The 21,973-nt window shown below is 71.6% G+C and carries 19 protein-coding genes; 9 read left to right on the forward strand and 10 right to left on the reverse strand.

Annotation, left to right across the window (positions count from 1 at the left end; genetic code table 11):
* Window positions 1-82 precede the first annotated feature (82 nt).
* Complete coding sequence (gcvP, locus tag OG199_RS34305; protein ID WP_401806448.1) at window positions 83-2,968, forward strand: aminomethyl-transferring glycine dehydrogenase; 2,886 nt, start codon at window positions 83-85, stop codon at window positions 2,966-2,968.
* Window positions 2,969-3,125: 157 nt separating this feature from the next.
* Here gcvP and OG199_RS34310 read toward each other — a convergent pair whose 3' ends face one another.
* From OG199_RS34310 to OG199_RS34320, 3 genes are all read right to left on the reverse strand, one after another.
* On the reverse strand, window positions 3,126-4,226 hold the full coding sequence (locus OG199_RS34310; RefSeq protein ID WP_405834761.1) for a M23 family metallopeptidase: 1,101 nt from the start codon (window positions 4,224-4,226) through the stop codon (window positions 3,126-3,128).
* Window positions 4,227-4,769: 543 nt separating this feature from the next.
* Window positions 4,770-4,976 (reverse strand): DUF5999 family protein, encoded by a 207-nt coding sequence (locus OG199_RS34315; protein WP_266697573.1) that lies wholly within the window; start codon window positions 4,974-4,976, stop codon window positions 4,770-4,772.
* Between the two features lie 421 nt (window positions 4,977-5,397).
* Window positions 5,398-5,982 carry a hypothetical protein gene (locus OG199_RS34320; protein ID WP_356800319.1) on the reverse strand — a complete coding sequence of 195 codons (585 nt, stop codon included), beginning with the start codon at window positions 5,980-5,982 and terminating at the stop codon, window positions 5,398-5,400.
* Window positions 5,983-6,521: 539 nt separating this feature from the next.
* On the opposite strand from OG199_RS34320, the gene OG199_RS34325 reads away from it, so the two are divergent.
* Window positions 6,522-8,039: a glutamate--cysteine ligase gene (locus tag OG199_RS34325; RefSeq protein ID WP_356800320.1), complete on the forward strand. Its 1,518-nt coding sequence runs from the start codon at window positions 6,522-6,524 to the stop codon at window positions 8,037-8,039.
* A 206-nt stretch (window positions 8,040-8,245) separates the two neighbouring features.
* On the opposite strand, the gene OG199_RS34330 is transcribed toward OG199_RS34325, so the two are convergent.
* The gene (locus OG199_RS34330) at window positions 8,246-10,015 is read right to left on the reverse strand and encodes a substrate-binding and VWA domain-containing protein (protein ID WP_405832723.1); all 1,770 of its coding nucleotides are present in this window, start codon (window positions 10,013-10,015) and stop codon (window positions 8,246-8,248) included.
* Window positions 10,016-10,210: 195 nt separating this feature from the next.
* Here OG199_RS34330 and OG199_RS34335 point away from each other — a divergent pair, with 195 nt between their 5' ends.
* Entirely contained in the window at window positions 10,211-11,011 is an 801-nt protein-coding gene (locus OG199_RS34335) for a CPBP family intramembrane glutamic endopeptidase (protein WP_405832724.1), read from the forward strand.
* Window positions 11,012-11,149: 138 nt separating this feature from the next.
* Here the strand turns inward: OG199_RS34335 and OG199_RS34340 are convergent, their stop codons facing one another.
* Window positions 11,150-11,965 (reverse strand): PhzF family phenazine biosynthesis protein, encoded by an 816-nt coding sequence (locus tag OG199_RS34340; RefSeq protein WP_356800323.1) that lies wholly within the window; start codon window positions 11,963-11,965, stop codon window positions 11,150-11,152.
* A gap of 384 nt (window positions 11,966-12,349) precedes the next feature.
* On the opposite strand from OG199_RS34340, the gene OG199_RS34345 reads away from it, so the two are divergent.
* Complete coding sequence (locus tag OG199_RS34345; protein ID WP_405832725.1) at window positions 12,350-13,012, forward strand: PadR family transcriptional regulator; 663 nt, start codon at window positions 12,350-12,352, stop codon at window positions 13,010-13,012.
* Window positions 13,013-13,105: 93 nt separating this feature from the next.
* Here OG199_RS34345 and OG199_RS34350 read toward each other — a convergent pair whose 3' ends face one another.
* Entirely contained in the window at window positions 13,106-13,534 is a 429-nt protein-coding gene (locus OG199_RS34350) for an SRPBCC family protein (protein WP_401806440.1), read from the reverse strand.
* A 329-nt stretch (window positions 13,535-13,863) separates the two neighbouring features.
* Here OG199_RS34350 and OG199_RS34355 point away from each other — a divergent pair, with 329 nt between their 5' ends.
* Both OG199_RS34355 and OG199_RS34360 read left to right on the forward strand, forming a co-directional pair.
* On the forward strand, window positions 13,864-14,424 hold the full coding sequence (locus OG199_RS34355) for a Clp protease N-terminal domain-containing protein (protein WP_405832727.1): 561 nt from the start codon (window positions 13,864-13,866) through the stop codon (window positions 14,422-14,424).
* 129 nt (window positions 14,425-14,553) lie between these two features.
* Window positions 14,554-15,591, forward strand: coding sequence for an EamA family transporter (locus tag OG199_RS34360; RefSeq protein ID WP_401806437.1), 1,038 nt, complete (start codon window positions 14,554-14,556; stop codon window positions 15,589-15,591).
* A 117-nt stretch (window positions 15,592-15,708) separates the two neighbouring features.
* On the opposite strand, the gene OG199_RS34365 is transcribed toward OG199_RS34360, so the two are convergent.
* Window positions 15,709-16,398: a pyridoxamine 5'-phosphate oxidase family protein gene (locus tag OG199_RS34365; protein WP_405832729.1), complete on the reverse strand. Its 690-nt coding sequence runs from the start codon at window positions 16,396-16,398 to the stop codon at window positions 15,709-15,711.
* Window positions 16,399-16,433: 35 nt separating this feature from the next.
* Between OG199_RS34365 and OG199_RS34370 the strand changes: the two genes are divergently transcribed.
* Complete coding sequence (locus OG199_RS34370; protein WP_405832731.1) at window positions 16,434-17,765, forward strand: aminotransferase class I/II-fold pyridoxal phosphate-dependent enzyme; 1,332 nt, start codon at window positions 16,434-16,436, stop codon at window positions 17,763-17,765.
* 1 nt (window position 17,766) lies between these two features.
* On the opposite strand, the gene OG199_RS34375 is transcribed toward OG199_RS34370, so the two are convergent.
* The gene (locus OG199_RS34375; protein WP_405832733.1) at window positions 17,767-18,804 is read right to left on the reverse strand and encodes a DMT family transporter; all 1,038 of its coding nucleotides are present in this window, start codon (window positions 18,802-18,804) and stop codon (window positions 17,767-17,769) included.
* 75 nt (window positions 18,805-18,879) lie between these two features.
* Between OG199_RS34375 and OG199_RS34380 the strand changes: the two genes are divergently transcribed.
* Entirely contained in the window at window positions 18,880-19,782 is a 903-nt protein-coding gene (locus OG199_RS34380) for a LysR family transcriptional regulator (protein ID WP_356800330.1), read from the forward strand.
* 132 nt (window positions 19,783-19,914) lie between these two features.
* Here OG199_RS34380 and OG199_RS34385 read toward each other — a convergent pair whose 3' ends face one another.
* On the reverse strand, window positions 19,915-20,382 hold the full coding sequence (locus tag OG199_RS34385; protein ID WP_356800331.1) for a pyridoxamine 5'-phosphate oxidase family protein: 468 nt from the start codon (window positions 20,380-20,382) through the stop codon (window positions 19,915-19,917).
* A gap of 143 nt (window positions 20,383-20,525) precedes the next feature.
* Here OG199_RS34385 and OG199_RS34390 point away from each other — a divergent pair, with 143 nt between their 5' ends.
* Entirely contained in the window at window positions 20,526-21,164 is a 639-nt protein-coding gene (locus OG199_RS34390) for a cysteine hydrolase (RefSeq protein WP_405832735.1), read from the forward strand.
* Between the two features lie 12 nt (window positions 21,165-21,176).
* On the opposite strand, the gene OG199_RS34395 is transcribed toward OG199_RS34390, so the two are convergent.
* Window positions 21,177-21,653: a Rieske (2Fe-2S) protein gene (locus tag OG199_RS34395; protein WP_356800333.1), complete on the reverse strand. Its 477-nt coding sequence runs from the start codon at window positions 21,651-21,653 to the stop codon at window positions 21,177-21,179.
* Window positions 21,654-21,973 lie beyond the last annotated feature (320 nt).

The raw sequence follows: 21,973 nt of genomic DNA on the forward strand, positions 1-21,973 counted from the left end.
TCAGATGACAGAGGGGGAGGCCGTCGGGGCACCCGCGCCGTGGTGCCCCTCGAAGGTCGTGTGTGACCAGGAGGCCTCCGCAATGACCGCCCATCGCATTCCGCTCTCCGAGCTCGAACAGGGAATCCCCTTCGAGCAGCGCCACATCGGGCCCGCCCCGGAAGCCCGGGCCAAGATGCTCGCGCAGGTCGGGTACGGCTCGCTGGACGAACTGACGGCCGCCGCCGTGCCGGACGTGATCAAGAACGCCGAGGCGCTCGAGCTCCCGGGCGCGCGCACCGAGGCCGAGGTCCTGGCCGAGCTGCGCTCCCTCGCGGACCGCAACCAGGTTCTCGACCCGATGATCGGCCTCGGTTACTACGGCACCTTCACGCCGCCGGTGATCCTGCGCAACGTCATGGAGAACCCGGCCTGGTACACCGCCTACACGCCCTACCAGCCGGAGATCTCGCAGGGCCGCCTGGAGGCGCTGCTCAACTTCCAGACCGTGGTCGCCGAGCTGACCGGCCTGCCCACCTCCGGCGCCTCGCTGCTGGACGAGGGCACCGCGGCCGCCGAGGCGATGGCGCTGTCCCGGCGCATGGGCAAGAACAAGAAGGGCCTCTTCCTGATCGACGCGGACGCCCTGCCGCAGACCGTCGCCGTCATCGAGACCCGCGCCGAACCCACCGGCGTCGAGGTCGTCGTCGCCGACCTGAGCGAGGGCATCCCGGCCGCGATCGCCGAGCGCGAGATCAACGGCGTGCTCATCCAGTACCCGGGCGCCTCCGGTGCCGTACGCGACCTCAAGCCCGTCATCGAGCAGGCGCACGAGCTCGGCGCGGTCGTCACCGTCGCCGCCGACCTGCTCGCCCTGACCCTGCTCACCTCGCCCGGCGAGCTCGGCGCCGACATCGCGGTCGGCACCACCCAGCGGTTCGGCGTTCCGATGGGCTTCGGCGGTCCGCACGCCGGATACATGGCGGTGCGCGAGCAGTTCGCGCGCAGCCTGCCCGGCCGGCTGGTCGGCGTCTCCGTCGACGCGGACGGACACAAGGCGTACCGGCTCGCCCTGCAGACGCGCGAGCAGCACATCCGCCGTGAGAAGGCCACCAGCAACATCTGCACCGCGCAGGTGCTGCTCGCCGTGATGGCCGGCATGTACGCCGTCTACCACGGGCCGGACGGACTGAGGACGATCGCCCGCCGCACCCACCGCTACGCCACGCTCCTCGCCGAGGGGCTGAAGGCCGGCGGCGCCGAGGTCGTGCACGGCGCGTACTTCGACACACTGACCGTCCGCGTGCCGGGCCGCGCCGCCGACATCGTCACGAGCGCGCGAGACCAGGGTGTCAACCTCCACCTCGTCGACGCCGACCACGTGTCGATCGCCTGTGACGAGACCACCGCCCGCAGGCAAGTGGGCTCCGTGTGGGCCGCGTTCGGCGTCGAGGGCGACATCGAGGCGCTGGACGCGAGCACCGAGGACACCCTGCCCGCGGCGCTGCTGCGCACCGACGACTACCTCACGCACCCGGTGTTCCACCAGTACCGGTCCGAGACCGCGATGCTGCGCTACCTGCGCAAACTCTCCGACCGTGACTACGCGCTGGACCGCGGCATGATCCCGCTGGGCTCCTGCACCATGAAGCTCAACGCGACCACCGAGATGGAGCCGGTCACCTGGCCCGAGTTCGGCCAGCTGCACCCCTTCGTCCCCGCCGAGCAGGCGCAGGGCTACCTCACGCTCATCGAGGAGCTGGAGACGAGGCTCGCCGAGGTCACCGGCTACGACAAGGTGTCACTGCAGCCCAACGCCGGTTCGCAGGGCGAGCTGGCCGGTCTGCTCGCCGTCCGCGGCTACCACCGGGCCAACGGCGACGAGCAGCGCACCGTCTGCCTGATCCCGTCCTCGGCGCACGGCACGAACGCCGCGAGCGCCGTGATGGCCGGCATGAAGGTCGTCGTCGTGAAGACCGCCGAGGACGGCGAGATCGACATCGCGGACCTGCGTGCCAAGATCGAGCAGCACCGCGACGAGCTGGCCGTGCTGATGATCACGTACCCCTCGACGCACGGTGTGTTCGAGGAGCATGTCGCCGACATCTGCGCCCAGGTGCACGAGGCGGGCGGCCAGGTGTACGTCGACGGCGCCAACCTCAACGCGCTGGTGGGCCTCGCCAAGCCGGGCCACTTCGGCGGTGACGTCTCGCACCTCAACCTGCACAAGACGTTCTGCATCCCGCACGGCGGCGGCGGTCCGGGCGTCGGCCCGGTCGGCGTGCGCGCGCACCTGGCGCCGTACCTGCCGAACCACCCGCTGCAGCCCGCCGCCGGTCCCGAGACCGGTGTCGGCCCGATCTCGGCCGCGCCCTGGGGCTCCGCGGGCATCCTGCCCATCTCGTGGGCGTACGTCCGGCTGATGGGCGGCGAGGGCCTCAAGCGGGCCACGCAGGTCGCCGTGCTGTCGGCGAACTACATCGCCAAGCGTCTGGAGCCGCACTACCCGGTGCTGTACACCGGTCCCGGCGGGCTCGTCGCCCACGAGTGCATCATCGATCTGCGTCCGCTGACGAAGGCGACCGGCGTCAGCGTCGACGACGTCGCCAAGCGGCTCATCGACTACGGCTTCCACGCGCCCACCATGTCCTTCCCGGTCGCGGGCACGCTGATGATCGAGCCGACCGAGTCCGAGGACCTGGTCGAGCTCGACCGGTTCTGCGAGGCGATGATCGCCATCCGTGCGGAGATCGAGAAGGTCGGTTCGGGCGACTGGACGGTGGACGACAACCCGCTGCGGAACGCGCCCCACACCGCCGCCGCGCTCGGCGGTGAGTGGAAGCACGCGTACACGCGTGAGCAGGCCGTCTTCCCGCCCGGGGTCGCGGCCGCGGACAAGTACTGGCCGCCGGTGCGCCGGATCGACCAGGCGTACGGCGACCGGAACCTGGTCTGCTCCTGCCCGCCGCTGGACGCCTACGAGGACTAGGCCGACGAGGGCCGGCCGATGACCTGAGGACCGGCCCTCACGGGCCAGGAACGGCTGCTGGACCCTCGGGGACCGGAGTCGTTCGGGAATCAGAAGGGGACGTGCCCCGGCTTGAAGCCGGGGCACGTCCCCTTCTCCGTGTCCGTCGTCCCGCCGGTCAGTGGGCGACGGCGAGCCACGGCATCGGGTCGGTGTACGCGCCGTCGACGAGCACCTCGAAGTGCAGGTGCGGGCCCGTCGACAGGCCCGTGGAGCCGACGAACCCGACCGCGGCCCCGCTCTCGACGCTCTGACCGGCCCTGACCAGCAGGGACGACATGTGGCTGTACGTGGTCTCCAGCCGCCTGCCGCCGATCGTGCCGTGATCGATCACGACGCGGTTGCCGTACGCCTTGGTCATTCCCGCGAACACGACCTGCCCCTGCCGTGCGGCGGACACCGGCGCGTTCCGCGGAGCGGCGAAGTCCACGCCCGTGTGCAGCTTGGTGACGCCCGTGAGGGGGTGTTTGCGCGATCCGAAGGGGGAGCTGATCACCAGGGTGGTCACCGGCGGGGCCAGTACTCCGCTCGCCTTGCCGCTGCCGGGGTTCGCGTTCTCCTCGCGGTCGAAGGTCCTGTACCGCGCGGACAGGTCCTTGACCTCGGTGAGATACGTCCGCGCCGTCGCCGGCACGCGTCCCGCCCGCGTCACGGAGTCCGTGCCCACCGTGTAGGCGGCCAGGGTGAGGTCGAGAAGGTCCCCCGACACGGTGCCACGGGTTCTGAGCCGGGTGACGTCCTCGGCGAGAGCGCAGTCCTGCCGGGCGAGCGCCATGATGGCGTCCACGGGGTCGCGCGGTGAGGACCTTCCGTTGCCGTCGGCGTCCTTGCCCCAGGTGTGCCACTGGCTCTCGGTGAAGCCCGCGATGCCCACCGTGCCGGAGAGCGTGGCCGGGTCGGTGTTCCAGCCGGAACGCCGGTCGATCTGGGCGGCGAGGACGGACGGTTTCAGGAGGGCGCAGGTCCTGGCCGCCTCGCGCAGCCACGGGACGTACGACGCGTCGACTCGGTCCGTCGCGGTGTCGCCCGCGGTCGCCGTGTGCCCGTCCGAGTCCTCCGACCAGGCCGAGGGCAGACGGCCCGTCGCGGCCATGAACCCCGCGAAGCCCAGCACGACGGTCAGCCCCGGCAGGGCCAGCAGGGTGAACGGGCCGGGGCGGCGACGGCGGCGCGTGCGCTCGGGCCGCTCGTCCGACGGCGCCCCGTTCACCGGCCCCATGCCGACGGGTTCCATGCCGACGGGCCCCAAGCCCACCGGCGGCACGCCTGCCCGATCCGCGCCCAGCACGGAATCGTTCACCGGTTCCTGAAGCGCCGCGGGGTCCTCCTGGGCGGTGCGGTCACCGGACGTCGGGTGGTGCTGCCCACGATCGGGGGAGTGCAGGAGTCCCATGACCGCCTTGCTCGCTTCTGGGGAGGTCCGTAGAGGTGAACCGGATGTCGTCGGGGCGGGGCCCGAGGCCGGGTCCGGCACGGTTATCCGGCTGCCCGGAGGCTCACGAAGGGACGCTAGCGTTTCGTCCGCGGCACTTCAGGAGGTGGAGAGGCAGAGGGGGATGTCCGTTCGGGCAGACCGTAGTAGGCAGGTAGGCGGGTAGGCGGGCGTGGGGGTGGAGCGCCGCGTGGACCATGTCCGGATCGGAGGGTCCTCGTGGAGTCACGGGGAGTGATCGCGTCCGGACATGCGTCGGGGCCGGTGCGGAGAGTGTGTCTCCGGCCGGCCCCTCGTTCTGTCCGGGCTGTCGCCCTTCGTGTGTGCGGCTCAGGCGGCCGTCATCACGTGCTCGCTGCCCAGCGGGCGGTGCGGCGCGATGATCTGGCCGTCCGGCAGGAGCTCACCGGTGTCCTCGAAGAGCAGAACGCCGTTGCACAGCAGGCTCCATCCCTGCTCCGGGTGGTGCGCCGCGAGACGCGCGGACTCCCGGTCGGCTGATTCGGCTGACGGACAGGGTGGCTGGTGCTGGCACATGGGTGGGATCTTTCGCTGGGTTGAGAGGTGTGTGCTGGTCGTGGTGTCTGATTCGCGGCTCGAACTGCTCATGGCCGCCCCCCGTGGTGTGTGTTTGGAACCCAGTGTTGCCCTACGGGCGTCAATCCGCAGGGATTTCGCAGCAGCGCTCCTCACAGGTTGGAGACGCGTCACCCGCGCGGACGGTTCATCGCAACTGCACCGTCCCTTCGGGGGGTTCGCGGTGGTCGGATGGGGCTAGTCAGGCACGGTCACAGGCGCGTTTCCCCTCGTACGAGCAGGGTTGGGCCCGAACGAGCGGGCCGGTTCGGACCCGGTCCGCCCGTGTGCCGGCCGACCGTCGCGCGGCGCGGCGACGTGCCCCGCGGCCGGAGAACGGCTGCGGGGCACGCGGACGGACGCGAATGAGGGGCGCGCGTGGCTACGCGGGGGAACTGAGCAGGGGTGCGGCGGTCAGACGATGGGTGAGGACCGGCAGGAACTCGGCGACGCGATGCGGGCGGTGGGCGGCGATGCCGGGCGGTGCGGGTGCCAGCGGCACCAGGAGGTCGGTGGGGGCCGGATGGCCGGTGGCGCCGTCGGCGGCGCAGTCCCCGTGCAGCCAGAGGGTGAGCATGTAGAGCTCGGGCACCGACAGCAGGCGCGCCTGGAACGACTGCTTCATGTTCTCGGCCTGACGCAGGGCGCGTTCGGTGGCGGTGATGTAGGGGCCTTCGAAGAAGTGCGAGAAGGCCCAGCCGTCGGGGGTGAGCATCGTGTCGGCCGCCGCCACCGAGCGCTCTCCGCAGCGGATCAGGAAGCGCCACGCGGCGAGGCGTGTGGTGGACGTACCCGCCGGATCGCTCCGGTCCAGGACGTGTACGGGCAGAGGGAGTTCGGGGGTGACCGGCCCCTCGGCCATCCGCAGGGACGGGGTGCGGGCCTCGCGGACTGCGGTGGGGGAACCGAGTGCCGTGAGAACGGTGCGCAGGGCGGGCGCGGGAGCCGGAGGTACGTGCAGCGGCATGGTGGGTCGCCTCTCATTCGACAGGCACAGTGGCGCGAGGGGGCGGGGGCGGACGGCGCTGTCAGCTCTCGGGTCGGAGGGGCGGGGGGTCTGGATCTGCCGACGGGGGTGTCGCCTGCCGCGTGTCACCTCGACGGCAGGACCTGGGACCGCGAGCGCCAACTCTCTGCCTCGTTTGCGGAGTTTATACGACAGGTGTTCAGACGGTGTTTCGTCTAGTCGGTCCGAATATGAAGAGCAAGGCGGTATTCGGTCGGCGAAAGCAGAGGGTTCATCCCGGTTCCACGGCGATGTGCGACGATGACCTCGGAATACTTCGCGCGAGCGGTCGGCCGATTCTCGTCGGCGTTTTTCACGAGATCATGTCAGGCTGAAAACAGGCAGTGGTCCATGCCTCGTGAATGTGCCGCTGGACACCTGCCCACAGCGTAGCGGCCGACGGGGCCCTCCAGGGCGTTATCGATCGGCCTGCCTGGGCATCATCCACCGGGACGGCGGGGGTCCGAGGGTCGGCCCGCCCTTCGAGGAGGGACACTTCGATGGGAGAGAAGGTCGTGGCAGGGTCGTTCGACCTGTCCGATCGCCAGCGCTACCGTGGCAAGCTCCGGGAGTGTCTGGCGGGGCTGGCGCGGCTGCTGGAGGAGAAGCGGTTCGATCGCCCGAAGAATCTCATGGGCCTGGAGATCGAACTGAATCTCGCCGGACCCGACGGCATGCCCAGGATGATGAATGCGCAAGTACTCGAGAGGATTGCGAGCCGAGATTTCCAAACAGAACTTGCCATGTTCAATCTGGAAGTCAACATAGCTCCACACCGATTGGGCGGCCGGGTATTCGACCAGCTCGCGGAGGAGCTAGGTACTTCACTGGCATATGCGCACCGGAAAGCCGCCGAGGTCGATGCCGGAATCGTGATGATCGGGATTCTGCCGACGATCGACCGTGACGACCTGGTGTCGTCGAACCTGTCGGACGGTGATCGCTACACGCTGCTCAACGACCAGATCGTGGCCGCCCGCGGTGAGGAGTTCGCGCTCGACATCGACGGTGTGGAACGCCTGGTGTGCACGTCGAAGTCCATCGCGCCCGAAGCGGCCTGCACCTCGGTGCAGTTGCACCTCCAGGTCACCCCGGCACGCTTCGCTGACGTGTGGAACGCGGCGCAGGCGGTGGCCGCCGCGCAGGTCGTGGTCGGCGCCAACTCGCCCTTCCTGTTCGGCCGTGAGCTGTGGCGCGAGTCGCGGCCGCCGCTGTTCCAGCAGTCCACCGACACCCGTCCGCCCGAACTGCAGGCCCAGGGGGTGCGGCCGCGTACCTGGTTCGGCGAGCGGTGGATCTCCTCGGCGTACGACCTCTTCGAGGAGAACCTGCGCTTCTTCCCGCCCCTGCTGCCCATCTGCGACGACGAGGACCCCCTCGAGGTCCTCGACGCCGGAGGCGTTCCCAAGCTCGCCGAACTCGTCCTGCACAACGGCACGGTGTACCGCTGGAACCGGCCCGTGTACGGCATCGCCGACGGGGTCCCGCATCTGCGCGTCGAGAACCGCGTGCTGCCCGCGGGGCCCAGTGTCACCGACGTCGTCGCCAACGCGGCCTTCTACTACGGGCTCGTCCGCGCCCTCGCCGAGGAGGCGCGGCCGGTGTGGACACGGCTGCCGTTCGCGTCCGCCGCCGCGAACTTCGACGCCGCCTGCCGCCACGGCATCGACGCGCGCCTGGAGTGGCCGCGACGGGGTCGGTACGGCGGCATCGCGGAGGTCGACGCCGTCACCCTGGTCCGTGACGAACTGCTGCCGCTCGCCGCCGTGGGGCTGGACGCCTGGGGGGTGGAGCCCGTCGACCGGGACTTCTACCTCGGAGTGATCGAGGACCGGTGCCGGCTGCGCGTCAACGGGGCGACCTGGCAGGCGGCCACCTTCCACCAGGCCCTGGAGAAGGGACTGGGCCGGGAGGCCGCGCTGGCCGCGACCACCCGGCGCTACGGCGAGTTGATGCACCTCGGGGAGCCGGTGCACACCTGGCCGGTGGGGCTGCCGGAGCCGGTACCTCTCGGGTGAGCACCGGCTCGGCGCCGGCTGAGGATGTGAGTATCCCGGCGCCGGCGCCGGCGGTGGGTGTGGGTACGGCGGCCGGTGGCCGGCGGTCTCGGCGGCGGGTGTGGGCACGGCCGGCGGTCTCGGCGGCGGGTATGGGCACGGCCGGCCGCCTCGGCGGCGGGTGTGCGTACGGCCGGCAGCCCCGGCCGCGGGTGCGGGTAGGGCCGTCAGTCCTGGCTGCGGGCGGCCGCTCGCACGATGGCTCTGAGGATCACCGAGTGGATCTGTGAGGGATCGCTGACCTCCTGGCCCGAGCCACCGGTCGCCTTGGCGATCTCCTCGACCTCCGCCTTGTCCGCGTCCGGGCCCACCGCGATCGCGATCAGCGGCACCGGGCGCCGCGGGTCGGAGAGCTGCCGCAGTCGGGAGACGAGAGCGGCGCGCGAGATGCTTCCCGGGTCCTCGTTGACGCCGTCGGTCAGCAGGACCAGTGCGTTGAACCTGCCCTTCGCATAGCCGGAGGTGGCCGCCTTGTACGCGGCGAGGGTGGTGTCGTACAGGCCCGTCGCCCCGTTCGGCACGGGATTCAGGGCGTTGAAGGCCGCCGCCAGTCTCGCCCGCTGGGCGTTGCCGCCCTCGCGGTCGCCGAGCCGTCCCGTCGGCACGAGTACGCGGTAGTCGCGGTCGCCGTCGAGACGGGTGGAGAACTTCCACAGCCCGATCTCGTCCTCCGTCGTGAAGGTGGCGAGCGCCTGGAGCAGGGCGGCCTTGGTGACGTCCATACGGGTCCGGCCGGTGCCCGGCACCTGCTGCGACATGGACGCGGAGGCGTCGACGACGGCGGTGATCCGGGCGCTCTGCACCGTGATCGTCCACGTGCCGAGCGTCTCTTCGACCGCCTTCTCCGGGAGGGGTTCGGCCGCGGCGAGGTCGAAGGGCTGCGGGGCACGGCCGCCGGCCTTGGCGACCAGCGGGCCGGGCACCTCGTCGTCGTCCGTGCGGAACCCGGACCGCTGAAGGATCCGCTGCCCCTCCGACTCGCCCGACAGCGTCATGAAGCGCAGCGCGGCCCGGCTCTCGTCGGTGCTCAGCCGTGGCCGGTCGACGAGGGCGAAGGGGTAGTCGAGCCGCGGTGAGCCGTCCTTGGGATAGAACAGGTCGAGCCCGAGTCCGTGGTCGGACGAGGAGTTGTGGACGAACGCCGACTGTTCGGAGAGGAACAGCGCCTGGTTGCGCTTCGGGTCGCTCTGTTCGGCACCGGAGGAGTCGCGGGGGAGGGTGTCCAGTACCTGGCGGTCGCTGTCGGACGTGCGCGGCGAGAGCGTCTTGGCCAGGGCCGCGGCCCGAATGCCGCCGCCCTCGCTCCCGTGCGCGGCGCCGCCGAGCCGGGTCAGGGCGAGCAGGCCGGTCGCGCTGTGCGCCGGATCGGCCGCGCCCAGCCTGAGCTTGTCGTCGCGCATCGAGGCGTCGGCGAGTTCGGTCCAGGTGTACGTCTTGGTGGGCCACCCGAGTGACGTGGCGGCGGACGGGACCATCGCGACACCGACCGGTGAGGACGCGACGTTGCCCGCCTCGGTGACCTGGATCGCCCCGCTTCGTGCGGTGACCCCGTCCACCCACACGTCGGAGTCCGGCACCCACGCCTGGATGCCGGCGGGCTTGCCCGACCGCAGCGAGTCGGCGACCTCGTACGACTCGCGGGCGGTCACGGTGACGTCGATGCAGCGCCCGTCGGACGTGATGCGGCCCTCACGGGCGTGGTCGGCGAGGGCCTTCAGGGCGGGCGCCACGTCGGGCGACGCGGCGACCGTGATGTGCACGGCGCTGTCCTGGCAGGACGAACCGATGGAGAACAGACCGCCGTCGACCGCGGCCGTAGCGCCCGCGACGACCGTCAGGACCAGTACCGTCGCGACGGCCACCGTGCGGCGGCGCGGGCGCGGACGGGGGTCGGCCGCGCCCGCCCCGGAAGGGTGGGGCAAGCTGTGACGTCCCATGACGGTGGTGCCCTCCGTGGGTGAGCCGGTGCCGCGAGACAGCCGTATGAAAGCCGGGAGAGGGCGAGAAGGGGAGGCACGCCCGTACGGCGTCCGTCCCCCGACGGCCTGTCGCGCACGATCTTCGCAACTTCTTTCGAGACCCTAGCGGGGCGAAGATGGGGATGAGGCGGGATTACTCAACTGGAGGCGGGAGTGCAGGTGGAGGCGGGGTCGCCGGCCGGTTCTTTTCCTGGAGAGCGGCTGACGCGAAGGACCTTCCGGGACGAGACTCTGCTCGTCCTGGGTCTCTCGCTCGGTGCGAGCGGAGTGTCCGCGCTGATCAGCTTTGTCGGATCGGTCACCAAACCGGGCGGTCTCAAGGACCAGGCCGCCACGCTGAACGCATCGGCCGCGCCGGGCCGGCCCTGGCTGGACCTGGCGTGGCAGCTGTTCGGTATCGCGTCGGCCCTGGTGCCGGTCGCGCTGGTCGCGCACCTTCTGCTGCGGGAGGGCCAGGGGCTGCGCGTGATCGGGTTCGACCGCACGCGGCCCTGGCCCGACCTCGGACGCGGGGCCGCCGTCGCGGCGGTGATCGGCAGTACGGGCATCGCCTTCTATCTGCTGGCGCGCGGGTTCGGGGCCAACCTCACGGTCGTGCCCGAGGCGCTGCCCGACGTGTGGTGGAAGTACCCGGTGCTGATCCTGTCGGCCGTGCAGAACGCCGTGCTGGAAGAGGTCATCGTCGTCGGCTATCTGCTGCGCCGGCTGGGCCAGTTGGGCTGGACGCCGGGCACCGCCCTGGTGGCGAGCGCGGTGCTGCGTGGCTCGTACCACCTCTACCAGGGCATCGGCGGCTTCGTCGGCAACATGGTGATGGGCGTCGTCTTCGTCTACCTGTACCGGCGGTGGGGCCGGGTCGGACCCCTCGTGGTCGCGCACTCGCTGCTCGACATCGGGGCGTTCGTCGGGTACGCGCTGCTGGCGGGGAAGGTGGGGTGGCTGCCCACGGCGTGAGCGGCGTGAACGGTGAACTGCGGGACCGGCGAACGGCGTGACCGGCGCGCCATGGGTGCTGCGCCGGTTTCGTCCGTACGCCGTCCGCAGGCCGTCCGTGCGCCGTCCGGATGCCGTGGCCCTGTCGTCCGCACACCGTCAGACGAGCAGCTCGCCCTCGATGACCGTGACCGCGCTGCCGGTCAGGAGGGTACGGTCGCCGCGCAGCCCGGTGCGGACCAGACCGGAGCGCGGCGAGGCCTGCAGACCGGTCAGGTCGGGGCGGCCGAGACGCTCGGACCAGTAGGGCGCGAGGGCCGTGTGGGCGCTGCCGGTGACCGGGTCCTCGTCGATGCCGACGTTCGGGAAGAAACACCGCGAGACGAAGTCGTAGCCCCGGGCGGGGTCCGCTGAGCGGGCCGTCGCGATGATGCCGCGCTCCGAGTACCGGGCCAGGGCCCTGAGGTCGGGAGCCAGCCCGCGCACCGTCTTCTCGTCGGCGACCTCGATCAGCAGGTCTCCGGTGTTCGGGCCCGTGTCGAAGGCCGTGAGCGGGTCGGCGCCGAGTGCCTCCGCGACACCGTCCGGTACGTCGACCGGCGTCAGCGGCGCGGTCGGGAAGTCCAGCGTGAGAGTGCCGTCGTCCCGGGGCGTGGCGAGGAGTACGCCGCTGCGGGTGGCGAACCGCACCGCTCCCGTGCGGGTGCCCGTCGTGCGCAGGACGTGTGCGGTGGCCAGTGTCGCGTGCCCGCACATCGCGACCTCGCTCGCGGGAGTGAACCAGCGCAGCGCCCAGTCGGCGTCACCGCCCTCGGGCAGGGGATGCGCGAACGCCGTCTCCGCGTGATTGACCTCCAGAGCCACGTTCTGCAGCCAGTCGTCCTCGGGGAAGCCGTCGGGGCCGAGGAGGAGGACCCCGGCCGGGTTGCCCGTGAAGGGACGGTCGGTGAAGGCGTCGACGATTCGAATCCGCATGCCCCGACGCTAGCCGCCGCGGGGAGCCGGGGAACAAGGCCAATTCCCGGGATCTGGCCCGGTTCCGGGGCGCCCTTCGAGCGGGTTCCCAGCCGTCTGGCCCTGGTTCCAGCCCTCGCGCCTGTGTCGCGGCCACCGCATCCGGGTTCCTGCCCACCTCGCCCCGGGTCGAGCCCGCTCGCCCCCAGGCTGTCGCTCCCGTGTCGCGGTCCCCGGCGCCTTTGTCCCGGCCGTACGCGCAGGCGGCTTCCTCCCGCGCCGGGTCTCCGGCGCACTCAGCGGCCGAGGGTTGTCAAGCGAGCTGTTCCGATATATCGTTGACGCATCGCGACCGATCAACGAACGGATGGGTCGATCAACGAACGAACGGATGGAGTGGTGACGATGCGTTCCGGAGAACAGGAATTCGGATTCGAACGTGGACACGGCCGACACGGCGGACACGGCGGACACGGTCAGCGGGGCCGGGGTCTCTTCGAGGGGCGGCGCGGGGCTTTCGGGCCCTTCGGTCCGGGCGGCCCCGGTGGTCCTGGCGGCTTCGGCGGACCCGGCTTCGGCCCGGGCCCCTGGGGCGGCGGGCGCGGTGGCCGGGGCGGCCCCCGGGGCAGGGCGCGGCGCGGTGACGTACGCGCGTCGATCCTGGCCCTGCTCAAGGACCGGCCCATGCACGGCTACGAGATGATCCAGGAGATCGCCGAGCGCAGTGGCGGGGCGTGGAAGCCCAGCCCGGGTTCGGTCTACCCGACCCTCCAGCTGCTGGAGGACGAAGGTCTCATCACGAGCGCGGCCGAGGGCGGCAAGAAGCTGTTCTCGCTCACCGAGGAGGGCCGCGGCGCGGCCGAGGAGGGACCCGACGCTCCTTGGGAAGAGGCCGGGCGCGGGGTGGACTGGGAGACGCTGCATGAGATCCGGCAGGCGGGCTTCGGTCTCATGGAGGCCTTCGGTCAGGTCTGGAAGACCGGCAGCAAGGATCAGCGCGACAAGGCGCTGGCGGTCATCAACGAAGCCCGCAAGAGGCTGTACCTGATCCTCGCCGACGAGGACTGACGGGCATGCTGTGGTACCTGACGGCGCCCCGTGGAAGTGTTTTCGCGGGGCGCCTTTCCGCCTACGGGGCGGGCCTCGGAACAGGTGCGGGACTCAGGTCACCAGTCCGCCCAGCTTGCGCAACGACTCGTTGAGGGCGGCCGTCGCCGAGTCCTTGAGCTTGCCGGCCATCAGGGAGACGGCCGCGCCGGTGAACTCCCCGTCGATGCGCAACGAGGTGGCGTCGCCGTCGGGGGTCAGGGTGTAGCGGGTGGCGACGGTGACGGCCATCGGGCCTTTTCCGCGGATGGCCAGGACACGGGCGGGCTCCAGTTCCTCGATGGTCCAGCCGACCTCGGCCGGGAACCCCATGAGCTTCATGTTCTCCTCAAAGGTCCCGCCCACCTCGAGTGAGGCCGGACCGCCCTTGGGGAAGCTGGTGTGGGTCGAGTTCCACTCGCCGTACGAGGAGAAGTCCGTGAGCTGCGCCCACACCTTCTCGGCCGGCGCCTCGATGCGTGCTTCCGCGCTGACTTCGGCCATGCGACCACCCCTTCGTGTCGGGCGCTGCGCCCGGCGCAACTACGGTGTCGCGGAAGGTAGCCGCAGGCCCTGGAAGATTCAAGACTGATGAACCGTCAGAAAGCAGGGGGGCCGGGAGAGCGCGGTGAGCGGCGGCGGTCCGGGGGCGGAGCGCCGTGGCGCGGTCGCGTGCGGGGCGCGGCGCAAGGCGGCGCGCGCCCGGGGGAGAAATCCGTGCGAAGTCATCCTTGAGGAGGAGAACTCGCTCACGGTTGCCCACCCTGTGTGGGACGTGGAAATGCTGCCCTCCGGGGATGACCCGGACCCAGGGGGCTGATGGGGTGGGGTATGTGCCACCCCGTATCCCCTCGCAGTCGGCCGCCGAGAGCGGCTCCCACCGTACGGAACTCGAGGCCGGGCTCAGCGACGAGCTCGCCTCGGTGGTCTCCGCCGCGCGCAGGCGGGCGTTGCGGGACGGGGACCGGCAGATCGACACGGCCCATCTGCTGCACTCGCTGTTGGAGTCGGACCCACGGGTGCGCGCCGTCTTCGACGGTGCCCCTCAGGTGGCCCGGCTGCTCGGCTATCTCGTCCAGCGCAGCATCGGATACGGGTTGCGCTGGCAGAGCGCCGTGGAGGACTCCGGCGCCGTACCGGTGGTGGTCGAGGCGGGCTGGTCCCCGGTGGCGGCCGGTGCCATGGAGGGCGCCTGCGCACGCGCCGGACTGCGCGGTGAGGCACGGGCCCACTGCCTCGACCTGCTCGCCGCGATCGTCGCCGATCCGCAGGCACGGGCCGTCGAGGTACTCCGGCGCGCGGGCGCGGACGTCAGGGTGCTGCTGCCGCGCATCGAGAGCGCGCTGCGCAACGAATACGCGGACGGGTACGCGGACGGATGCGCGGACGAATAAGCCCATGAGTACCGGGACCGCATGATCCGACGGGTTCGGGCGGCCACCGGGGCGTGTTCGGGGGCGCGGAGTCCAGTCGTTGAGACAGGAGTCATCGAGGGTGACGCTCATGTCGTCGCCTGTCATCATGTGCCGGTGCATACGTCTCAGGGCAGTCAGGGCAATCGTGGAAAGGGCGTCGGCCTGGGCCTCGCCCTCGCGTCGGCGGTCGCCTTCGGTGGATCGGGTGTCGCGGCGAAACCGCTGATCGAGGCGGGTCTCGACCCGCTCCACGTGGTGTGGCTGCGGGTCACGGGCGCCGCCCTGGTGATGCTGCCGCTGGCCGTACGGCATCGCGCGCTGCCGCGCCGGCGCCCCGCGCTGCTGGCCGGGTTCGGTCTGCTCGCCGTGGCCGGCGTCCAGGCCTGCTACTTCGCGGCGATCTCCCGGATACCCGTCGGCGTCGCCCTGCTCGTCGAGTACCTGGCGCCCGCGCTCGTGCTCGGCTGGGTGCGGTTCGTGCAGCGCAGGCCCGTGACGCGTGCCGCGGCTCTCGGGGTCGTCCTCGCGGTGGGCGGACTCGCCTGTGTCGTCGAGGTGTGGTCCGGGCTCGGCTTCGACGCCCTCGGGCTGCTGCTCGCGCTGGTCGCCGCATGCTGCCAGGTCGGCTACTTCGTGCTGTCCGACCAGGGCAGCGACGCGGGGGACGAGGCACCGGACCCGCTCGGCGTCATCGCGTACGGACTGCTCGTCGGCTCGTTCGTGCTGACGCTCGTCGCACGGCCCTGGACGATGGACTGGTCGGTCCTCGGCGGCGACGCGGACATGAACGGGACGGCCGTCCCGGCCGCCCTGCTCCTGGGCTGGATCGTGCTGATCGCGACCGTCGTCGCCTACGTCACCGGGGTGCTCTCCGTGCGCAGGCTCTCCCCGCAGGTCGCGGGCGTCGTGGCCTGTCTGGAGGCGGTCATCGCGACGGTGCTGGCCTGGGTCCTGCTCGGTGAGCACCTGTCCGCTCCGCAGATCGTCGGCGGTGCCGTCGTGCTGGCCGGTGCCTTCATCGCGCAGTCGTCGGCGCCGGTGAAGCCTTCGGACGGGCCGGTCCTGGGCGGCGCGGCCGGTGTCGGGGCGGACGGTCCCGAAAGGGAGTTGGCTGCCCCGGGCGGCACGGCCCCGGCCCGGAACTGACGGACGTCGTCATGGACGGATCGGACTCCCGACACCAGGAGAGTCCCGCCGGCGACCCCGCTCACCGGGTGGCGGGGACGCGGCGGCGGGAGCGACGCCTCCGGACGACGTGCCTCGCTACCGGCCCGTCAGGTAGTCGGGAAGCTCGATGCCGGGGGAGAGATCGGCGGCGGGGACCGGGGTGCCGTATCCCTTGGTGACGGGAACGACGCCGGTCCAGTGGGGGAGGGCCAGGTCCTCGGGATCGTCGCTCGGATCGCCGGTGCGGAGCTTCGCGGAGACCTCGTCCAGGTCGAGGCTGATCACCGCGGTGGCGGCCAGCTCCTTGGCGTTGGCCGCGCGGGAGTCGGACGAGCGGCCGGGGACGACCTGTTCGACCAGCGCGTCCAGGGCCTCCCGCTTCTCGTCCGGATCCGTCACCTGGTGGGCGACGCCGTGCACCACCACGGAGCGGTAGTTGATCGAGTGGTGGAAGGCGGACCGGGCCAGGACCAGACCGTCGACATGGGTGACGGTCACACAGACCGGCAGACCGGGCTCGGCCCCGCCGGTCATCCGCAGGGGCCGCGAGCCCGTCGAGCCGTGCACGTAGAGGCGTTGGCCGACTCGCGCGTAGAGGGTGGGCAGCACGACCGGCGCGCCGTCCCGGACGAAGCCGAGGTGGCAGACGTACCCCTCGTCGAGTATCGCGTGGACCAGTTCATGGTCGTACGCGGCGCGCTCCTTGGAGCGGGTGGGGACGGTGCGGTCGGTCGGGGTGTAGGCGGCGGGCCGCGCCGTCCCTGGCTGTGTGCTCGTCTCCGGCATTGCGCTCCCCATTGCACTAGTGCATAATCTTGTTTGTGCTAGGAGAGTATCGGATCGAAGGGCGTCGCGCAGCCGAGATTTCGGCGAGCGTCGAGCGTGCGGTGGGCGCCGGTGCGCTCGAACCGGGACAGGTGCTGCCACCGATGCGGGAGTTGGCCGCGCAGCTGGGGGTGAACCCCAATACCGTGGCCGCCGCGTACCGCGTGCTGCGTGAACGCGGGGTGATCGAGACGGACGGCCGCCGAGGCAGCCGTGTTCGCTCCAAGCCCGTCACCACGGGGCGCGAGTACATCAGGGTCGAGGTGCCGGACGGTGTGCGGAACCTGGTGGACGGCAACCCGGACCGCGCTCTGCTGCCCGGCCTCGCGGAGGCGTTCGCAGCGGCGGCGGGCCAGTCGGACCGGGACCCCGTGCTGTACGGGGACGCCGCCGTGGAGCCGGAACTGTGCCGGCTCGCGCGCGCCGACCTCGACGCGGACGGGGTGCCGGAGGGCCCCGTCGTCGTCACGTCCGGGTCGCTCGACGGCATCGAGCGCGTCCTGGCGGCCCATCTCAAGCCGGGTGACGCGGTCGCCGTGGAGGACCCGGGGTGGGGCAGCGTGTTCGACCTCGCGCCGGCGCTCGGACTGCGAACGGTCCCGGTGCGCGTCGACGACGAGGGCCCGCTGCCCGACGACGTCCGAGGTGCGCTGGAGGCGGGCGCCCGCGCGCTGATCGTCACGGACCGGGCGCAGAACCCGACCGGCGCCGCCGTGACCTCCACGCGCGCGCGTGCCCTGCGTTCCGTACTGGCGCAGTACCCGCGCACCCTGCTCGTCGAGGACGACCACGGACACCGGATCGTCGACCTGCCCCTGTATCCGCTGGCCGGAGTGACCCACCACTGGGCCCTGGTGCGCTCCGTGGCCAAGGCGTACGGACCCGACCTGCGGCTCGCCGTGCTCACCGGGGACTCCGTCACCATGGACCGCGTGCACGGGCGGCAGCGGCTCGGCCCCGGCTGGGTGAGCCGGCTGCTCCAGCGGGCGGTCGCACACCTGTGGGCGAGCGGTGCGGTGGACGTGCCGGCGGTGTCGGCCGCGTACGGGCGGCGCCGGGACTCGCTGATCGCCGCCCTCGCGGAGCGTGGCATCGAGGCCCACGGGCGCAGCGGGATGAACGTCTGGATTCCCGTCCCGGACGAGACCGGAGCGGTCGCGCGGCTGCTGCACGCGGGCTGGGCGGTCGCACCGGGGGCACGCTTCCGGATGAGCGCGCCGCCCGGCATCCGGATCACCGTCTCGACGCTCACGCCGGACGACATCGGACCGTTGGCGGACGCCGTCGCCTCCGCCGCCGGTCCCGCGCCCGCCCGCCGTTACGTGTGAGTCACCGGCGGGCCCTGGTCTGGGTGAGCGCCGCGCCGGCCAGGACGATCACCGCGCCGACCGGCGTCGACCAGGTCAGCGACTCGCCCAGGACGGCGACCCCCGCCGCGGTGGCGATGACCGGGATGAAGTACGTGACCATCTGCGCGGTGGTCGGGCCCACCTCGGCGACCAGGCCGTACTGGACGAGGACGGCGAAGCCTGTGCCGAGGGCACCCAGGGCGGCCGTGGCCAGCAGCGGGATCAGCGGGAAGTGGCTCGGCACGGTGGTGAACAGCGGGGTGACCAGGGCCAGTTGGGCGGTGGCCAGGAGCAGCTGGGCGCCGGTCATGGACAGGTGCGAGTGGTCGGAGCCGGCCAGGGTGCGGCGGACGTATATCCAGCCGACCGGGTAGCTCAGGGAAGCCAGCAGGGCCATCGCCGTACCCGTGGCGTCCAGGCCGTGGAAACCCTGCCACGCGCCGAGGACCGTCAGGACGCCGAGGAAGCCGAGGCCCAGACCCGCGACCCTGCGTCGGGTCGGCCGGTCCTCGGAGAGGGCCACCATGGACAGGGCCATGCCCCACAGTGGCGAGGTCGCGTTGCAGATGCCCGCGAGCGTGGAGGGGATCGACAGCTCCGCGTAGGCGAAGAGCGAGAACGGCAGCGCGTTCAGCAGGAGGGCCGCGACCGCGAGATGTCCCCATGTGCGCGCGCCGCGCGGCAGGCGCTCCCGCTTCACCGCCATCGCGGCTGCGAGCACCGCGGTTCCGAACACCAGTCGCCCGAGGGTGACCTGGAACGGCGCGTAGCTCTCCGTGCCGACCTTGATGAGCAGGAAGCTGAACCCCCAGATGAGCGAGAGCGCGCCGAAGCGGATCCGCCAGTCGAGCGCGGCACGGCGGGCGGGCGCGCGGCCGGTCGAGGTCGGGGTGGCGGAGGCCTGCTCCGGGGAGATCGGCTGCGCGGAGATCGTCTCGGCGGAGGCCGGTCGGAGGGAGGTCGGTTCGAGGGAGTTCGGTTCGGGGGAGGCGGTGCCCGGCGTGGCGACGGTGGTCATGGGCGTAACGATGCAGCAGAACGATCTCGTAGCACAAGCGAGATTTCTCGAGCGATATCTCGTAGCATTGCTTACATGTTGAATCTGGAGCGCCTGCGTACCCTCGACGCCCTCGCCCGGCACGGCTCGGTGAGCGGCGCGGCCGAGGGGCTGCACGTGACGACGTCGGCCGTGTCCCAGCAGATGTCCAAGCTGGAGCGCGAGGTGGGGCAGCAGCTGCTCGCCAAGAACGGGCGGGGGGTAAGGCTCACGGACGCGGGCCGGCTCCTCGCCGACCACGCGGCGCGCATCCTCTCGCAGGTCGAACTCGCCCAGTCCGACCTGGAGGCGCAGCGCGGCCAGGTGGTCGGTGAGCTGCGGCTCTCGGCGTTCCCGACCGCCGCGCGCGGGCTGTTCCCCACCGCGCTCGCCGCACTGCGCGCCGACCACCCCGGGCTGCGCGTGCGCTCGTGCGAACTGGAGCCCGAGGCCGGCGTCGCGGGCGTGGTGCGCGGCGACCTCGACCTCGCGGTGGTGCTCGACTGGTACAACAAGCCGATGCCGTTGCCCGACGGCCTGGTGAAGGCGTCGATCCTCGACGACCCGGCCGATGTGGCGGTGCCGGTCGGCCACCGGCTCGCGGACCGCGCGGAGGTCGACCTGGCCGAGTTCGCCGAGGACGAGTGGATCACCTGGGGCGAGGGCGAGTTCTGTCACGAGTGGCTGATGTTCACGCTGCGCTCCAAGGGCGTCGAGCCGCATGTCGGCCACCGCGCCGCCGAGACGCACACCCAGCTCAGCATGGTCGCCGCGGGGCTCGGCGTCTGCATCGCGCCGGTGCTCGGGCGTCGTCCGATGGCGGAGGGGGTCGTCACGGTGCCGCTGCGCCAGCGCGTCCGGCGCCATGTGTACGTCGTCTGGCGGGCGGACGCCGACCGCCGCCCGTCCATCAGGGCGGCGGTGGAGGCACTTCGGGCGGCCGGGGAAGGGGTCCGCTGATCTGACTCACCTGACTGACCGGCCTGGCCCATGGGCGTAGCGTCTGGTCCCCCGACCCGACCCGACCCGACCCGACCCGAACGATCCGACCGACTGTAGTGATGTCGGACGTGCGCGCCTCCCCCCGTTTGTCTACAGCGGCGGCAGCTTCCGGAAGTCCCAGGAGGCGATCGCCGCCGGAGTCAGCCGCGCCCACGCGTGACGGCCGTCGTGCGGCATCTCCTCCAGGCCGAAGTTCTTGCGGGCGAACAGGGTCTCCGGGACGTCGAGTTCGGCGCACAGATCCCCGGTGCGGGGGACCTCGCCCACGAACTCCACCGTCCCGGACAGCTCGACGCCCCGCAACTGGTCGTACTCCTCCCCGGAGTCGACGACCACCGCGACCCGGGGGTCACGCCGCAACTGCACCCATCGCTTGCTGCGTACCACGGAGTACAGCCACAGCGAGGTGCCGTCCCAGGCGAACCAGAGGGCACTCACATGCGGGACGCCGTCCTGCGACACCGTCGCGACGCGGCACGTGCGCTGGGTGGTGAGGAACTCGTCCAGCTCGCCGGGGGTCATCATGATCTTCCGACCCCTGCGCTGAGTGACGGTCATACGGTCACCTCTTCTTCCACGTCGGCCTGGTACGTCGACAGAGATCCTCTGACGTCGCGTCAGAAAAAGCATGGGGTGTCTTCCGTCCCCACGCAATGGTCGTTACGCTCCCCCGCCCCGACCCTCGACGACAAGGGGGAACCGTGCCGTCGTACGAACAGCTCCGTGAACTCCTCGCTCCCGCCACCACCGTGCTGCTCACCGTCGAGTGCCAGCAGGGTGTGGTGGGCCCCGGCAGCGCACTGCCCGAACTCGCCGATGAGGCCCGCTCCTCGGGGGCGTTGGCGCAGGTGGCCCGGCTGGTGGCCGCGGCGCACGAGGGCGGGGTGCAGGTGATCCACGCGGTCGCGGAGCGGCGGCCCGACGGGCGCGGCGCCAATCGCAACGCCCGGCTCTTCCGGGCGGCCGGACGGCTTCCCGTACGCCAGCTGTCGGGGACGGCGGCGGTCCGGGTCGCCGCCCCGATCGAGGTCGCCGAGGAGGACCTCGTCGTACGCCGTCTGCACGGTCTTTCCCCGATCGCGGGGACGGACGTCGACGCGCTGCTGCGCAACCTGGGCTGCCGCACGCTCGTGGTGACCGGTGTCTCCGCCAACGTGGCCGTCCCGAATGCCGTGTTCGATGCCGTCAACCGCGGCTACACCGTCGTGGTGCCCGCGGACGCCATCGCGGGAGTGCCCTCCGACTACACCTCCGCGATGGTCCGCAACACGCTCGCCCTGGTCGCCACCGTCACCGCCACCGAGGACGTGCTGGCCTGTTTCGCGCGACCGCGCCACTGAAGCCCGCGGGGGTCACGCGAGCTTGATGGAGTCCCCGTCCACGCTGATGTCGGCGGCCGCCAGGGCCTGCGTCGCGGGCCCCTTCTTCACGCTGCCGTCCGTGGCGGAGAACTGGCTGTTGTGGCAGGGGCAGGTGATCACGCCGTTCGCGATGTCCTTCACGGCGCAGCCCTGGTGGGTGCACTTGGAGGAGAAGGCCTTGAAGGTGCCCGCCGTCGGCTGCGTGACCACCACGCCCTGGTCGGCGAAGACCTTGCCGCCGCCCTCCGGGATGTCGGCGGTCTTGGCGAGGACCGTGCCGCCCGCGTTCCTGGCCGCGCCGTTGTCGCCGCCGCCCGAACCCCCGCTGCTCGCGCTGGAGGAGGAGCCGGAGGACTTGTCGTCCGACCCGCACGCGGTCAGCGCGACGGCGAGCCCCGCCGCGCCGACCGCCGCCACGACGGTGCGGCGTGCCGGAGCCGGGGCGGGGTGAAGCGATTCGCTGGTCATGCTGACTTTCCCTCCGATGGGTGTGATGGGTTGATCCGTACAGAAGTACGGCCCGGCGTCGTGACCTGTTCAGGAGGCGGCGACTTCTTGACCTGATCCACAGCGGGCCGACAGCTTGTCCGCCCCGGTCGAGAGCTCGCCGGCAGCTGAGGTCCCCAGGGCGTCCGAGTGTGCCGGACGCCCACGGGCAGCGTTCGGAACGACCCTCGTCGCGGGCCGGGGGAGTGGTGACGGACGACTTCGGGAGACTTTCGGGAGACTACGGCAACGCCGGAAAAGCGTGGATTGCACCACGCGGACGGCGGCCACATGGTTCACGT

Origin of the sequence: Streptomyces sp. NBC_01176, assembly GCF_045039825.1 — a bacterium.
In the GTDB taxonomy this organism is placed as follows: Bacteria; Actinomycetota; Actinomycetes; order Streptomycetales; family Streptomycetaceae; genus Streptomyces.